The 13,878-nt window shown below is 62.5% G+C and carries 17 protein-coding genes and 1 pseudogene; 11 read left to right on the top strand and 7 right to left on the bottom strand.

Going from position 1 to position 13,878, the window contains the following annotated elements:
• Positions 1-21: 21 nt before the first annotated feature.
• Positions 22-291, bottom strand: a complete 270-nt coding sequence (locus HDG37_RS06145) for a hypothetical protein (RefSeq protein WP_260332766.1) — start codon at positions 289-291, stop codon at positions 22-24.
• 62 nt (positions 292-353) lie between these two features.
• On the opposite strand from HDG37_RS06145, the gene HDG37_RS06140 reads away from it, so the two are divergent.
• Positions 354-869, top strand: coding sequence for a cytochrome d ubiquinol oxidase subunit II (locus HDG37_RS06140; protein WP_311541067.1), 516 nt, complete (start codon positions 354-356; stop codon positions 867-869).
• The gene (locus tag HDG37_RS39990; RefSeq protein WP_184045246.1) at positions 866-1,132 is read left to right on the top strand and encodes a hypothetical protein; all 267 of its coding nucleotides are present in this window, start codon (positions 866-868) and stop codon (positions 1,130-1,132) included. The genes HDG37_RS06140 and HDG37_RS39990 overlap by 4 nt, the downstream gene beginning before the upstream one ends.
• A 214-nt stretch (positions 1,133-1,346) precedes the next feature.
• On the opposite strand, the pseudogene HDG37_RS06130 reads toward HDG37_RS39990, so the two are convergent.
• The 3 genes and pseudogenes from HDG37_RS06130 to HDG37_RS39065 all read right to left on the bottom strand — a co-directional run bounded on the left by HDG37_RS06130 (position 1,347) and on the right by HDG37_RS39065 (position 2,207).
• Positions 1,347-1,569, bottom strand: a pseudogene (locus HDG37_RS06130) (DUF2795 domain-containing protein).
• Between the two features lie 53 nt (positions 1,570-1,622).
• Positions 1,623-1,811, bottom strand: coding sequence for a hypothetical protein (locus tag HDG37_RS06125; RefSeq protein ID WP_184045244.1), 189 nt, complete (start codon positions 1,809-1,811; stop codon positions 1,623-1,625).
• Positions 1,812-2,036: 225 nt separating this feature from the next.
• The gene (locus HDG37_RS39065) at positions 2,037-2,207 is read right to left on the bottom strand and encodes a hypothetical protein (protein WP_260332765.1); all 171 of its coding nucleotides are present in this window, start codon (positions 2,205-2,207) and stop codon (positions 2,037-2,039) included.
• 292 nt (positions 2,208-2,499) lie between these two features.
• On the opposite strand from HDG37_RS39065, the gene HDG37_RS06115 reads away from it, so the two are divergent.
• Positions 2,500-3,042 (top strand): DUF4142 domain-containing protein, encoded by a 543-nt coding sequence (locus HDG37_RS06115; RefSeq protein ID WP_184045242.1) that lies wholly within the window; start codon positions 2,500-2,502, stop codon positions 3,040-3,042.
• 55 nt (positions 3,043-3,097) lie between these two features.
• Here the strand turns inward: HDG37_RS06115 and HDG37_RS06110 are convergent, their stop codons facing one another.
• Positions 3,098-4,084 carry a hypothetical protein gene (locus HDG37_RS06110; protein WP_184045310.1) on the bottom strand — a complete coding sequence of 329 codons (987 nt, stop codon included), beginning with the start codon at positions 4,082-4,084 and terminating at the stop codon, positions 3,098-3,100.
• A gap of 348 nt (positions 4,085-4,432) precedes the next feature.
• Here HDG37_RS06110 and HDG37_RS06105 point away from each other — a divergent pair, with 348 nt between their 5' ends.
• The 3 genes from HDG37_RS06105 (at position 4,433) to HDG37_RS06095 (ending at position 7,479) form a co-directional block, all read left to right on the top strand.
• Complete coding sequence (locus HDG37_RS06105) at positions 4,433-4,837, top strand: DUF427 domain-containing protein (RefSeq protein ID WP_184005267.1); 405 nt, start codon at positions 4,433-4,435, stop codon at positions 4,835-4,837.
• Between the two features lie 385 nt (positions 4,838-5,222).
• Entirely contained in the window at positions 5,223-6,905 is a 1,683-nt protein-coding gene (locus HDG37_RS06100; RefSeq protein WP_184045240.1) for an alkaline phosphatase family protein, read from the top strand.
• Between the two features lie 187 nt (positions 6,906-7,092).
• On the top strand, positions 7,093-7,479 hold the full coding sequence (locus HDG37_RS06095) for an MAPEG family protein (protein ID WP_184045238.1): 387 nt from the start codon (positions 7,093-7,095) through the stop codon (positions 7,477-7,479).
• Positions 7,480-7,620: 141 nt separating this feature from the next.
• On the opposite strand, the gene HDG37_RS06090 is transcribed toward HDG37_RS06095, so the two are convergent.
• Entirely contained in the window at positions 7,621-10,269 is a 2,649-nt protein-coding gene (locus HDG37_RS06090) for a glycosyl hydrolase family 28 protein (protein WP_184045236.1), read from the bottom strand.
• A gap of 546 nt (positions 10,270-10,815) precedes the next feature.
• Between HDG37_RS06090 and HDG37_RS06085 the strand changes: the two genes are divergently transcribed.
• Complete coding sequence (locus HDG37_RS06085) at positions 10,816-11,427, top strand: LysE family translocator (RefSeq protein ID WP_409259957.1); 612 nt, start codon at positions 10,816-10,818, stop codon at positions 11,425-11,427.
• A gap of 39 nt (positions 11,428-11,466) precedes the next feature.
• On the opposite strand, the gene HDG37_RS06080 is transcribed toward HDG37_RS06085, so the two are convergent.
• Entirely contained in the window at positions 11,467-11,886 is a 420-nt protein-coding gene (locus HDG37_RS06080; RefSeq protein WP_184045232.1) for a PPC domain-containing DNA-binding protein, read from the bottom strand.
• A 156-nt stretch (positions 11,887-12,042) separates the two neighbouring features.
• Between HDG37_RS06080 and HDG37_RS06075 the strand changes: the two genes are divergently transcribed.
• From HDG37_RS06075 to HDG37_RS06060, 4 genes are all read left to right on the top strand, one after another.
• Positions 12,043-12,495 (top strand): MarR family winged helix-turn-helix transcriptional regulator, encoded by a 453-nt coding sequence (locus HDG37_RS06075; RefSeq protein WP_184045230.1) that lies wholly within the window; start codon positions 12,043-12,045, stop codon positions 12,493-12,495.
• A gap of 87 nt (positions 12,496-12,582) precedes the next feature.
• Positions 12,583-12,912 (top strand): hypothetical protein, encoded by a 330-nt coding sequence (locus HDG37_RS06070; RefSeq protein WP_184045229.1) that lies wholly within the window; start codon positions 12,583-12,585, stop codon positions 12,910-12,912.
• Between the two features lie 122 nt (positions 12,913-13,034).
• A complete protein-coding gene (locus tag HDG37_RS06065; protein WP_184045227.1) occupies positions 13,035-13,370 on the top strand; it encodes a helix-turn-helix transcriptional regulator in 336 nt (111 codons plus the stop codon).
• A complete protein-coding gene (locus HDG37_RS06060; protein WP_184045225.1) occupies positions 13,363-13,842 on the top strand; it encodes an SRPBCC family protein in 480 nt (159 codons plus the stop codon). The genes HDG37_RS06065 and HDG37_RS06060 overlap by 8 nt, the downstream gene beginning before the upstream one ends.
• Positions 13,843-13,878 lie beyond the last annotated feature (36 nt).

The raw sequence follows: 13,878 nt of genomic DNA, 5'->3' as shown, positions 1-13,878 counted from the left end.
CAGAACCGCTGCCGAGCAATTCTATTCGCTGGTCATATATGCAGTCCTCTTCATATCAAATCCGCTCGCACTGACTTCCTTATCGCGACAAAACCCTTTTCCTTGCGGCCCGGCGTCGCCGACGCGCCATAACAGCGCGTCGCCTTTGGCGAGTTGCGCGGGGCCATGCGTCGCAGCTTGCGCGCCGTCGCCCATCGCGAGCACCGTGCCGACCTGTCGCAGCAACGCCGGCGACACCTGCTCAGGGGAAACGGTGACCGCCAGCGCGGTTTCGAGCGCATCCGGAATCACCTGGTTCGCACCAGCCCATTGCGCGGGAAACAGGTGTATGGGACGGCAACGAGACGCGGATCGTGCTCGGCGGCGGCCTGTTCGCGGTGTTTCCGCTCGCCTACGGCGTGATTCTGCCGGCGCTCTATCCGCCGATCATCGCGATGCTGCTCGCGCTGGTGTTCCGCGGCGTCGCGTTCGAATTCCGCTTTCGCGCGATCGGTCGCGGCCGTGCATGGTGGGACGCCGCGTTCTTCGGCGGCTCGGCGCTCGCCGCGCTGTGCCAGGGGCTCGTGCTCGGCGGCCTGCTGCAAGGGATCGCGGTTTCCGGGAATTCGTATGTGGGCGGCTGGTGGGACTGGCTGACCGGCTTCACGATTCTGTGCGGTCTCGCGGTGATGGCCGGTTACACGCTGCTCGGCTCATGCTGGCTGATCTGGCGCACCGAAGGTCCGTCGCACGAGCGTTGCCGGCGACACGCGCGCACGATGGCCGTCACCGTGCTCGCGCTGATCGTGGTGGTTACGCTATGGACGCCGATGCTGCCGAACTCGCTCACCGCGCGCTGGTCGAGTTGGCCCGGGCGATCGTACGGATGATTGAACGCCGTGACGATGCCGAGCAGCACCACGAGCACGACCGCACCCGCGAGCGGCAGCACGCCTTCGCGCGGCACGGCGGGCGGCCCGAGCGCGAGCCGGTTCGTCACCGGCGGCAGCAGCCAGATCGCGAGAATGAGCCACACCCACAGGCGCGGCAGCAGTTGCCAGAAATCGAAGCGCGCTTCGACTACCGCCCAGATCGTCGATGCGAACAGCATGATCGCGAACACAAACAGCGCGGCACGCCGACGCAGCCATAACAGAACGCCAGTGGCCGCGATCGCGATGCCGGAGCACGTAGTACCACGACCCGCCGAGCATCGCGAGCCGGATACCGCCTATCGCGAGCAGCACGCCAATCACGACGAAGACGACGCCCGGCACCGCGAGCGCGGCCGCGAGACCCGCGCTCCACGCGGGGACCGGGTCGCGGACGAGCTCGGACCTGGCGGGGCCGGCGGCGGGGTTTGCGGGCTATTCATTGCCGACGCCCTTCGAGACGTCGGCGGGGCTCTGATATTGCTGGTCGGGCAGATCCTGCAGCCGTTGCAGTACGTCGTCGGCGGCGCCATTCGCTTTCGCGGTTTCGATCAGGCTTTTCCTGTCGGCGGGATAGGAAGCGCCCTTCAGCGCTTTCTGTACATCGATGAACGGGTTCAGCGGGCGCTCGCCCGTGGTCGAACGGGGAGTTGGTCATTTCGTTCCCTGAGTGATTGCGTGAAAGGATCAGGTGCCGGCCAGCGTGCCGCGTCACGGTGGCGCCGAGCCTGGTGCTCGTACGTCTGGCGGGTCGCGAACCGGCCGCTGCTCCGGCTGCATGTCCGTGTCGGGCATCGCTTCGGGCACGCGCGGCGGCGGCGTGCCGCGGCCGATTTCGGTTTGCTGGCTATCAGGCCTGTAGGACTTGTCGGGCTTGTCGGGTTCGGGCGTCTGCTGCATCGACTGACTCCTTGCCGGGATGGCTGGAAACCTCGCGGCTCGCGGAGGACGGCCGCGCGGATGCCCGTGCCTTCGCAACCGGCGTGCCTATGGAGCGCGGGGCCGGGCCGCGTGGCGCGTGGACCCCTGACATGCTCCGGAGGCCGTCAGACGCCGATGGCGTTGGTCAAAATTGGCATCGCGCGTTAGAAAAATTCCACGTTCGAGTTGGCGCGTCGTTGCGCTTTAGCCCTTCGACGCCAACAGCTCCTGGTAGACCTCGATGTACTCGTCGGTCATGCGCGTGGCGGTGAAGCGCCGCTCGAATGCTTCGCGACGGCGCGCCCGGTCCAGTTCGCCGATACGGTTCACCGCATCGACGGCTTCATCGACACTATCGACGATGAAGCCGGTCACGCCCTCGTCGATCTTGGCCGGGATCTCGAGCCGTGGGTTCGAACGGCGGGCGATCTCGGTCGTGAGATCGGGTCGCCTGGTCGGCGCGATGCGGCCGCTCGTAGAGCGTCGACACCTGCGCGATGCGCATATGAGCCTCCGTCATTCCTTTGCCGATCAAGCCTGCCTCGCTGTGCATGCGCTATTCAAGACGCGACGCAGACGATGATGGTATGCCGCTTGCGGGACGTCGACGGAAGCGTGTCATCCGTCCCGCTTCGATTCATCCTTTTGACTTCGCAGAGGAGAAAACATGAAGCGCCTTACTGCCATTGCCGCGATGTGCTGTGGACTTGCCGCCATCCCCACCATTGCCTGCGCGCAAACCGAGGCCGCCTCGACCACGGCCGCCAATCCGCTGCCCCAGGCCGACAAGGATTTCGTGCAGGCGGCGAGCCAGTCGTCGTCGACCGAAATCGACGCGTCGAAGCTTGCGACGAAGAACTCGAGCGATACGGACGTGAAATCGTTCGCGCATCACATGATGCTCGATCACACCAAGCTCACGATGCAACTGAAGATGGCTGCGCCACACGGCGTCGCAGTGCCGAAGGACAATTCCGACACTACCATGCTTGATTCGCTGAAGAACCTGCATGGCAAGGCATTCGATCAGGCGTATATCCAGAAGGTCGGCCTGCAGGGGCACGAGCAGGCGTTGAGCGCATTCAAGAAGGAAATCTCCGATGGACAGAACGCCGATCTGAAGAAGGCCGCGCAAAAAGCGCTGCCTACCCTCGAGGAGCACTACAAGATGGCGCAGGATCTCGCGGCGAAGAAAGGGGTGACGCAGTAGCGACGAAGGCAGGTATCCGCGCGCGCCATCCGTGTAGTCTGGCAAGCTGGCCCGGCTAGAAACTCATCGCGAATCCGAATGACACCCCGTGCACGTTGCGACCGAACACATAGCGCACCATCGCGCGCGTACGGGTGACGATGACGGGATACCTGCTGCTGTCTAGTTCGAGGCCGACTCCCAGCGACGTGAGGTCGTTGAAACCCAGCACGCCGGCACTGTCGCCGAAATAATGCGAGTAAGCGGCTTCGAGCACATAGCGGACCGGCCGGTCCAGCGCATGCCAGCCGGTGGGCGCACGCCAGCGCGTCCATAGGCTCACCTGCTGCGCCGTGGCCGAGCCCTGAACGGCCTCCGACGAAGCGCCGAAGCTGCGCAGGTAAATATCGGTTGCCCGCAATTCGGCGTCGATTTCGTAGTTTTCGCGGTAGTGTTCGTAGTCGAGCATCAGGGAGCCGCCGTAGCCGTAGGCGTTCAGCGAGCCGTTTTCGAGGAACTGCAGGTTGCTGTCGGTAACACGATTGAAGAGGGTCTGCCCTACCTTCAGGTCACTCGAGACACGCCCAATCGTGCCGTTCAAGATCGGACGGAATACCAGTTCGTCCGTGATGCGGAAATCCCACCCCAGGCCGACCGTGCCACTGAAGGTGTTCCACTTCGTCGGCACCGCACGCTGCTGGGCGCCATCCGTGGCAATGAAGATCGGATCGTAGCGGCTGTAGGCGAGCGTGCCCTCCATGTACAACGGAAACGACCTGCTGAGGGTGAAGCCGCCGCCAAATTGCGTCTGCCCGAAGCCGGGATTACCCGTCAGGCCGTTGTTGACCGACAGGTTACTGGTCGTAACGTCCGGGACTGTCGTGTAGGTCATGATCGCGAGCACAGCGTCCGCGTGCTGCTTTACATTGCCGCCAATCACGGTATTGCTCGAAAATTGCCTCGGCGCGACCTGTGCGTGCGAAGGGCAGGACAACAGGTTCAAGGTTAGAGCGGCACACGCCCCAAATGCGCGAAGTGGCCAACACTTCCGAAGCGCCGGCATAGTCAAACAACCTCACCATTCGTCGACGAGATTGCAGGCTCACTTGCAGGGTCATACACGGCATATCCAACGAGCATGACGCGCTCCTGTCAGTCGGCTGATCGTGTTCGTCTTCCGCGAAGTCGCCATCCCGTTGCACAAAAGCACGCGCACGCAACTGATGCAATTCCGACGGGCATTGCGCCGCTCACAGCACCTGGAAGGTCTGCGTTAGTATGTGATAGAAATACCTGAAAGGAAGTAGTACGGCAATACGGGCGATCTTCAGTCGCTTGCGTGGCGTTCGGCGACGAACATCGCCGTCGACTCACGAAACCTCGCAGCCCCACTTTCGCAGGGAGCCTCGTTATGTCCACTCATTCGGTCCCGAACGACAAACCCGTCAAGATCCCCGGCCCGGATCATCCAATCATGATCGAGCACCACCAGGCGCGCGTGATCGTCATGGCAGGCGGTCACGTGATCGCCGATACGCACGACGCATTGACGCTGCTCGAAGCCCGCTATCTGGCCGTGCTGTACATCCCGCGCAAGGACGTCGACATGACCCGGCTCGAACGCACGGCGCACGCCACTTATTGTCCGTACAAGGGCGAATGCGCATACTTCTCGATTCCTTCGGCCGGCGAGCGCGGCACCAACGCGGTGTGGACCTACGAGCACCCATACGACGCTGTCGCGCCGATCCGCGAGCACCTTGCGTTCTATCCCGACCGCGTGGATTCCATCACGCAGGAGCCGGCCGCGCACTAGGCGAACGCGCGCATGGCGATCGCGGCGACCGGCATGGCGCGAGCGGCACGGACGGCGGCGGCGCCGCACGGCGGCCGCCGCTTCCACCACGCAAGCTATCAATCCCACTGGGATGACGCCTGGCGATATTCGACTACCGACCGGCGAAACGGCAGGGGCTGCAATAGCCCGTGCCGTTTTTTATGCTTGACGACTCGCGAAAAATCACGCGCGGAATCGAATCAGGTTCACAGCGCATGCGCGTCGAATGGATCACCCCAACCTTAACAAGACCTTAGCACCTCAGTATTGCCAAATATTAATTTCAGGTCACGCAAATGACTTTTTTTACGGTTCAAATTCGTCCCGCACTACCCAAATTCGTTGTCAAACAAAAGGACGAGACATGAAACCGATCACGAAATGGAAGCGTAAGCAAAGCGCAATGTGCGCCGCCGTCGCACTGCTCGCCGGGTTGTACTCGGCAGTCGCAACAGCCGGCGACGATCACGACCACGGCCGCGATCACGATCGCGAACGCGCGTCCGTCAAGCATGTGCTGCTGATCAGCTTCGACGGTCTGCATGAGCAGGACGTCGCGCGTTGCATCGGCGCGAATACGTGCCCTAACCTGGCGCTGCTCGCGAAGTCAGGCACCACCTATACGAACGCGCATACACCGGGACTGTCGGATTCGTTTCCGGGCCTCGCCGCGCTCGTGACCGGCGGCTCGCCGAAGTCCGCGGGGCTGTTCTACGACGTCTCCTACGACCGCACGCTCTATGCGCCGTCCGATACCCATTGCACGGGCCCGACCGGCTGGAATGTCGTCTTCGATGAAACGACCGGCATCGACGGCGAGAACGGCGGCGCGCTGATCCATCTCGACGGCGGCGGCGCGTTCAATCCGCAGGCGATTCCGCATGCGCTCGTCAATGGCGTCTGTACGCCCGTCTATCCGCACAACTATCTGAAGACCAACACGGTTTTCGAAGTGATCAAGGGCAACGTCAACGGCGCGCGCACCGCGTGGGCGGACAAGCACGCGTGGGGCTACGACTGGCTCAACGGACCGTCGGGCGCGGGCGTCGACGACCTTTCGCGCACCGAAATAAATTCGATCGATCCAGATACCAATACCTACTACCTCGACACGTACACGCACACGGAGAAGTTCGACAACTACCACGTGCAATCGCTGATCCATGAAATCGATGGCAAGGATTCGACAGGTCAAAAGAACGTCGCGGTGCCGACCGTGTTCGGCGCCAACTTCCAGACGCTGAGCGTCGCGCAGAAGGCCACGGTCGCGTCGGGCGGCGGCTATCTGGATGCGAGCTTCACGCCGGGTCCGCAAGTCGCCGGCGCGATCGCGTATATCGACGACGCGTTGGGACGCGTCGTGTCCGAACTGAAGCAACGCAATCTCTATTCGTCGACGGCGATCATCGTGACCGCGAAGCATGGCCAGTCGCCGACCGATCATTCGAAGCTCGTGAAGAACGGCGATACGCTGACCAACTTGCTCGAAGCCAACAACTACCTGGATTCGGGCGGCAATATCGGGCAGGCCGATACGAAGAGCGGCAACCTCAACGACGGCACCGGACTTGTCGGCACGGGTTTCGTGCAGACCGACGACGTCGGCCTGATCTGGCTGCGCGATCAAAGCCAGGTGTCTTCGGTCGTGAAGACGCTCAAAGCCAATCTGAGCTGCAACGCACCCGGCATTTGCGCGGACGGCCCTCAGGCGTACATCCTGTCCGGCCCGCAACTGGCTAACCGGTTCGGCGACCCGTCGCGCGGCCGTACGCCCGATATCATCGTTCAACCGAACCCGGGCGTCATCTATACGTCGAGCACGTCCAAGGACGAAGAGCATGGCGGCAACGCGCCCGACGACAGCCATCTCGGCCTCGTGATGTACGTGCCTCACACACATCACGCCGGGCAGGTCAATGACGAGCCGGTGCTGACCACGCAGGTCGCGCCGACGATCTTGCGTCTGCTCGATCTGAAGCCTGAGCTGCTGCATTCGGTCGCGATTGAAGGAACGCGTGCGCTGCCGGAATTCGATCACGAAAACTAAGCGTGGCCGTAGTCCACGTATTTGAGTAGTAAGCTGCGCCGCGATCGGTGTTGGAACGATCGCGGCGCAGTCGTTTTTGCGGGGTCCAGCCGCGCGGACCTCGCGTGCCGGCCCGTGCGAGAATGGGAGCCGCCTGATTCACGCCAATCAGGCGTGCGTCGATTGCCTGACAAGGAGCCGCAATGCCATGAACAACATTGCTCTCGGATGCGTCGCGGTGTTGGGGCTGCTGTTATTCGGCCTCGGCTTGTCGGTATCGATGACGCGTTTTCGCGAACGCACCATTGCGGGCTGCGCCGACGATCCGGCCAACCTGCTGCACAAGCTGATTCGAGCGCATGGCAATACCGCGGAATACGCGCCGTTCCTGGCGGTGCTGTTTCTTTTTCTGGGCGCGAGATCGCCGTCCGCGGTGACCGTGTCGCTGATGGTCATCGCGACCGCGTGCCGATGTTTGCTCGTCGTTGGACTGCTTGCATTTCCGACGATGGCGAAGCCCAATCCTTTGCGGTTCGTCGGTGCGCTTGGGACTTATGGGGCGGGGATTGGGTTGTGTCTGGCGCTAATGCGCTGAGGCAAGCTCGGGACCGACGCACAGTGGATAGATGACTTCCCGCGCCAGCCCAAAAGAAAATAAGCCCCACAGTCACCCGTGAGGCTTCAAAAAGACCCGCAGCCTGACACCGCGGGTCCCTGGTTTTTCAAGCAACCACGCTTACTTCACATTCGGGAAAACCGGCCAGGACGAAGCCTGATCGCACAGCGACAGCTTCGCATTCTGCGAGACGATCGTGGCCGCCGGATTCGTGTCGCCCGCGGCGCCAGCGTCGTCGCTGCCATTGACGGTCAGGTTCAACGTGTTCGTCGGGGTCGTGTACTTGCCCGCGCCGCTCGACGTGTTCGTCAGGATACCGCCCGTGCCGTGAGCCATCGACGAGCCAATCAGGCTCACGTTCGCGCCCAGGTTCAGCGTGGCGTTGGCGGCCTTCGATTGCGTCGAGCCATCGAGCGCGCCAATGTTCACGACCGGCTTGCTCAGGTTCGCAATCGACATCGTGACATCATTGTCCGCGACCACGTTATCCAGGTTCAGCTGGATCACGCTCTGCGTATCGGCGTAAGCCGTGTCGGCATGCAGACCGCGGAAGGTCAGGCCGCCGCCGCCGTTCTTGCCCGCAGTCTTGTTGGCCGGGATGTTCATCATGCGGATGTTGCTGAGGTTGATGTCGTGGAAGCTCGGCACCAGCCAGCCCAACCCCGTGTACGAGATCGGATCGGCACTCGGGCCCGTGTAGTACATGTCGAACACGAGGAAATCCTTCACACCACGCATACATGCGCCGTCGTAGTAGATGTTGCTGACGTCGCCGCCGCGTGCCTGACCGCTTTTGATACGCAGCCCCACGACGCCCATATCCGTCGAAGAATTGGTGCCGTCGTAGATATTGTCGAAGTAGTTGTCGTAGAAGTGAATGTTCCGGACACCTGCATTCGTCGGGCTGCCGATCGACAGACCATGGCCGTTGTAGTTATGGTTGTGCGCCACCGTGATGCCGTACGTGCGGTTCGACGAAACGTCGCGGTTACCGTCGATGGCCCACAGCATGTTGGCCGGCGTCGTCGCGCCCTGTGCCGCCGCCGGACGCGGATCCTGCAGACCGCCCTTGAACGCGACGTTGTCGTCGGACGGGCTCAGGAAGTTGTACACGATCGCGACGTTCTTCACGTAGCCGTCGAAGTACACCTGGCCTGCTGACGTCGTCTTGCTGCCCGTGCCGAGAGCCGCGTGTTCCGGAGCCGCTGCAACGCTCGGGTCGACACCGTCGGTGTTCTTCACGCCCGTCGAGCTGGCATCGATCGTCGCGCCCGTATAAAGGTGCGAGTACGAACCGCTGACGCCGTCGAAGCCGTCGTTGTTCATGCCGACGCTCGCCTGGTTCGCCGCATCCGGCAGCAACGGCGTGATGATCTTGATGCCCCACACGGTGAGGCCGTCCACACCGTCGGCTTCGACGGTGAAGAACGTGCTGTTGCGCAAGGTGATCTGATACAGCGACAGGTTCTTCGACTGCTGCATCCACAGCATGCCGGGGTTGCCCTGGAAGCTGTACGGGCCGCCGCCGATGTCCTTGTTGCCGTGGTACGAGATATCCCACCAGCTTGCCGGCACCCAGCGTGCGCAACCGCCCGTGCCAGCGGTACAGCCGCCGCCCGTAACCGTGTAGCCACCTGGGATGCTGGTTGCCTGGCGGTTCACCACATAGGTGACGGCCGGCGTGGTCAGCGTCGTCTTGCCCATCGCGGTGACCACGTCGCAAGCGGTGCCTTCCGGCGCGAGCGTGCCCGCACGGTAAGCGGCGATCGTGTTCGTGCAGCTGAACTTCGGCGTCGTCACGCCCGTGATGTTGTTGCCCGAATACGTGAACGCCTCGGTGACGCCGGTGGCCCAGCGGATCGTCGGATATTGCGGCGACGAGCTGATCAGCGGCATATAGCCACGCGCATCGATCGAGCCCGTGCCCATGATCGACGCGTTGACCGTATGCGTGCCGCGGATCAGCGCATAGCAGTTCTGCATGCCGCTCGTGCCCGCGATGGTCGCCGCGCCCGCGTTGGCGGTGCCGACAGGCGCGGGAAGCCCGGCCGGGTTGTTGATCGCGGCGCCGCAAGTGATCGCGTTCGGCCGATCCTGCGCGGTCTTGTCGTACACGACCACGTCACGGCTCGCGAACAGCGTGACGCCGTCGTCGATCCACAGCGTGACCCCCGACGGCAGAACGAGCGGACCGCTCAGGAACGCATTGCCGGCGCCGCCGCTGTTCTTGACGAGACGCACCGCGAACTTGGTGGCCTTGTAGGTCGGGTTCGACAGCGTTTCGCTCGATGCACCCGCGATGTTGACGTTCGGATTATTGGCCGCCTGTTGCGTAGCGGCTGCCTGCTGATCGGCCTGCGTAACCTTCGCGCCGACTTCCGCGTCCACGGCGGCGCCGCACGCGTCGAGCGCGGCCTGAATACGCGCCTGGTCGGGGTTGTTCAGCGCCGTGGTTGCGCCGCCGTAGGTGACCGGCGTCGGATCCGAGCTGAGCGGCAGCGAGCCGTCCGCGTTCTTCACCAGCTTATTGCTTGCCTGAAGCGTCGAGCAAACCTGGGTGTCCGCCGGCAAAGACGGCGAATCCGGCAGGTTCGTGTCGCCAGCGTAGCGGCCGGGCGTCCAGACCGGGGAGGTCGGCGAAGTCGGGTTGGTGGGTGGCGTGGTCGAGCTCGTATTTGGACCTGAAATGTTATTACCCTCACCGCAACCGGCGACGGTCAGAACAAACAGGCCGAGCACCGCAAGCTCTCGGACTGAGCGCATCTTCATAAGTTATCTCCTTGGGAGTGGATCCACTGCGTGTTCCTGGCAGGCCTCGCTCGCTTCGTGCGGATGCGGCGGGGAAAGCGTCAGGGCATGTGGAGCATCAATGTTTGTTATAAGACATCGTATAAGGCACAACCTGAAATCGGGGCTTCCACTTCGACGCGCGACGGCGGAAAACCCACACCTCGCCCCAACTTATGTCGACGCAACGACCCGGCCCCCGGCCGGATCTCGAGGACGCATTGCAAGAGAAATGCTTTGCCAGCATGGGACTGCGTCTCGAAGGTTATTTTCTGTCGCGAGCCGACCATGCGGCAGCCAAGCCGGCAACCGACTCCGCGAGCTCGCGAACCAAGTTGTCGGGCAACACCGAAATTCATCGTACAACGTACGACTGGATCATGCTTCGGAAGTGCACGCTCTTTCAATTACAGTAAACCCGACCTCCCAATATCAGGGACACGGTCAGCGGGCCCGAAGCGCGCCGGTATGATGAAAGCGTCGGAGCGATCGCTCGGACCCATGTCGGCCCGCCACGGAGGATTCATATTGCATTCCGCCAACATCCTGCTTGCGCTTGCGGGCGTCCTGTTGCTAAGCGTCGCGAGCCCGGGACCCAACTTTCTTATCGTCACGTCGACGGCCGTCGCGTCGCGCAGCGCCGGCATGATGACCGGCCTTGGGCTCGCCGCCGCGTCCGGCACGTGGGCCTTGATCGCCATCGCGGGACTGGGCCTGATCGTCACGCACGTGACGTGGCTCAGCGCCGTGCTGCGGATCGCCGGCGCGCTTTACCTGATCTGGCTCGGCATCAAGATGATCGTGACCGCGCGGCGGCCGTTGTCCGCGGACGTCGGCAGCGCCGCGTCCGGCTGGGCTGCGACGAAGAAAGGCTATTTCGTCAGCATGACGAACCCGAAGTCGATCGCGTTCTACGGCAGCATCTTTGCGTTGATGGTGCCCGCGCATGCGCCGTTGTGGCTCGATATCGCGGTCGTGGCGCTGTCGATCGGCATTTCGTGCGCGTGGTACTGCGCGATGGCGTTGCTTGCCTCGCATCCGTCGGTTCGGCGCACGCTGGTTCGGCGCAAGGCCGGGCTGGATACGGCAGCGGGTGTGCTGTTGGTGGGGGTCGGCGGGAGGATGTTGGCGGGGCGTTGAGCGACTTCCGGCGCGCGAGGCGATAGCGCCTTGGCGTGATCAGGCGGAGCCGAACTGCGGAGCGCCGCCGCCGCGAATCACGAGTTCCATAAAACCCGTCTGCGGATCAGGCTCCCGCGCGAACGAATAGCCCGGAACCGACAAGAGCAACAACTCGACGGTCGTGCGTACCGTGCAGCCGCGCACCACATGACCGCCGAACACCTGCCCGCGCGCATCCGCAATCGACATGTGCAGATGAGCGCCATCGGGCGAGACGGAGCCTGCGAGGGTCAATATTTCGAGGTCGCCGCGAATTTCCGTCGGCGCTTGCGCGCCAGCGAACCTCAATGCCGCAACATGGAGGCTGCCGATGCCCTGGACGACGAAGGCCGCTTGCAGGTCGCGTTGACGAAGCGCGTCTTCGACGGCGACGCGAAGGTCGTCGCCGGGCGAGAGTCGGAGGGGATGAGCTTGCATGCCTGGGCCGGTTGAGACGTGGTGGACTCAGGGATTATGCGTGAACGAGGAAGGATCTCACAGGCGCTTGTTTATGCTGGGTTCGTGCGGATTCGACGGCGAAAATATCTTCAGTTTACTTGTACAGTTAAACTGTATATATGCTATGTTCCCGGCATGTCACGACAATCACCGTCTTCCCAATCTACCGATCTAGCCGCCCTTGCGGGCGAACTGCGCATTGCCGTGAGCAAACTGGTTCGCCGCGCGCGAGAACATTCGCAATCGAGCGACTTTACGTCGGCGCAGAAGTCGGCGCTGTTTCATCTGGAGCGCGACGGCCCAGCCACAGTTTCCGCGCTAGCGCGAGCGCAGCGCGTAAAACCACAGTCCATGCGCATTACCGTTGCCGGTCTGGAGACGCTGGGCGTCGTCAAAGGCGAAGCGGATCCAACCGACGGACGCAAAACTCTTATCCATCTCACCCCCACGTTCAGACGAACGCTCAAGGCAAGTCGGGCGGCCAAAGAGGACTGGCTGATCGGTGCCTTGCAAGCGCAGCTATCGCCGCGAGAACAGGCCGCGCTCGCCGCCGCGGTGGAACTGCTGCAGCGGCTCGCTGACTCCTGAACGTTTGCGGGTACTTCATCCGAACCGGCATCGAAACGGGCACAGCCCGCGACCTCATCGATTTACTCGATTCAAGGAGCAACTGAAATGGATTGGCCGCATGTCGTCTCTTATTTTTTCGGCGGTATCCTGTTCGCGAATGCCGTGCCGCATTTCGTCTGCGGTGTGATGGGCGAGCCGTTTCAGAGCCCGTTCGCGAAGCCGTCCGGAAAAGGGCTGTCGTCATCGACCGTCAATGTACTGTGGGGCTTCTTCAATATGGTCGTCGGCTATCTTCTGGTTTTTCGTGTTGGCGACTTTCGGATCGAGGCAACGGGTGATGCCGTGCCATTCGGCCTCGGTATCCTGACGATGGGCATGCTCTGTGCGCGGCTGTTCGGTCCTTTGCATGGCGGCAACATTCCGAAACGTACTTGAGCGCCTCGTAAACGGTAGTCGGCGCTTGTGTCGAACCTGCGGAGCGTCCCTCACGTCGCCTTGACATGCAAGCAATTTCTTGCCTATAGTAAATGCAACAAATTACTTGCCTGTAGCCGTTCATGGCCGAGCGCCCCGACGACACCGACGTGCTATTCAAAGCCCTCGCCGATCCGAGCCGGCGCAAGCTGCTGGATGTGCTGCACGCGCACGACGGCCAGACTCTGAACGAGCTGTGCGACCACCTCGACATGACGCGGCAAGGCGTGACCCAGCATCTGGGCCTGCTGGAAGCGGCTAACCTCGTCGTTACCGTACGCAGCGGGCGCGAAAAGTTGCACTTCCTCAATCCGGTGCCGCTGCAGCAGATCTACGAGCGCTGGATTGCCAAGTTCGAAAAGCCGCGCCTGAAGGCGCTCTCGACCCTGAAACGACGCCTGGAGAAAGGCAATGACTAGATCGACGTTCGTCTATGTGACCTATATCCGCACTACGCCGGAACAGTTGTGGTCGGCGCTCACCGACGCGGAGTTCATCAAGCAGTACTGGTTCGGCATGCACTGCGAAAGCGAATGGACCGCGGGCTCGTCGTGGAAACTCGTGTCGAGCGGCGGCCAGATCTTCGACGCGGGCGAGATCGTCGAGGCCGATCCGCCGCGGCGTCTGGTGATCCGCTGGCAGCACCAGATTCGTCCCGAGTTGCAGGCCGAAGGCGATTCGCGCTGCACGATGGAGCTCGAACCGAACGGAACGGCGGTCAAGTTGACGCTCACGCATATGATCGAGCGCGATCCATCGAAATTCATCGAGGCGGTGTCGGGTGGCTGGCCGAAGATCATGTCCAACCTCAAATCGCTGCTGGAGACAGGCTCGATCGCGTTGCAGGAGGCTTATCCGGCCAATGGCGGGAGTCATGCCGGGAAGGCCTGATGCGCGGATACGCTGTAGAGCATCAGGTGTGTGGCT

Source organism: Paraburkholderia sp. MM5384-R2, assembly GCF_014201025.1.
GTDB classification, from domain to species: domain Bacteria; phylum Pseudomonadota; class Gammaproteobacteria; order Burkholderiales; family Burkholderiaceae; genus Paraburkholderia; species Paraburkholderia tuberum.
This window is presented reverse-complemented; position numbering and strand designations above follow the sequence as displayed.

Excerpts from the sequence above, each read along its gene's own strand:
- HDG37_RS06075 (WP_184045230.1), top strand. The coding sequence starts at position 12,043 with ATGTCACGACAATCACCGTCTTCCCAATCTACCGATCTAGCCGCCCTT.
- HDG37_RS06110 (WP_184045310.1), bottom strand. The coding sequence starts at position 4,084 with ATGCCGGCGCTTCGGAAGTGTTGGCCACTTCGCGCATTTGGGGCGTGT.
- HDG37_RS06065 (WP_184045227.1), top strand. The coding sequence starts at position 13,035 with ATGGCCGAGCGCCCCGACGACACCGACGTGCTATTCAAAGCCCTCGCC.
- HDG37_RS06115 (WP_184045242.1), top strand. The coding sequence starts at position 2,500 with ATGAAGCGCCTTACTGCCATTGCCGCGATGTGCTGTGGACTTGCCGCC.
- HDG37_RS06100 (WP_184045240.1), top strand. The coding sequence starts at position 5,223 with ATGAAACCGATCACGAAATGGAAGCGTAAGCAAAGCGCAATGTGCGCC.
- HDG37_RS06070 (WP_184045229.1), top strand. The coding sequence starts at position 12,583 with ATGGATTGGCCGCATGTCGTCTCTTATTTTTTCGGCGGTATCCTGTTC.
- HDG37_RS06125 (WP_184045244.1), bottom strand. The coding sequence starts at position 1,811 with ATGCAGCAGACGCCCGAACCCGACAAGCCCGACAAGTCCTACAGGCCT.
- HDG37_RS06105 (WP_184005267.1), top strand. The coding sequence starts at position 4,433 with ATGTCCACTCATTCGGTCCCGAACGACAAACCCGTCAAGATCCCCGGC.
- HDG37_RS06060 (WP_184045225.1), top strand. The coding sequence starts at position 13,363 with ATGACTAGATCGACGTTCGTCTATGTGACCTATATCCGCACTACGCCG.
- HDG37_RS06080 (WP_184045232.1), bottom strand. The coding sequence starts at position 11,886 with ATGCAAGCTCATCCCCTCCGACTCTCGCCCGGCGACGACCTTCGCGTC.
- HDG37_RS06095 (WP_184045238.1), top strand. The coding sequence starts at position 7,093 with ATGAACAACATTGCTCTCGGATGCGTCGCGGTGTTGGGGCTGCTGTTA.
- HDG37_RS06090 (WP_184045236.1), bottom strand. The coding sequence starts at position 10,269 with ATGAAGATGCGCTCAGTCCGAGAGCTTGCGGTGCTCGGCCTGTTTGTT.
- HDG37_RS39990 (WP_184045246.1), top strand. The coding sequence starts at position 866 with ATGATTGAACGCCGTGACGATGCCGAGCAGCACCACGAGCACGACCGC.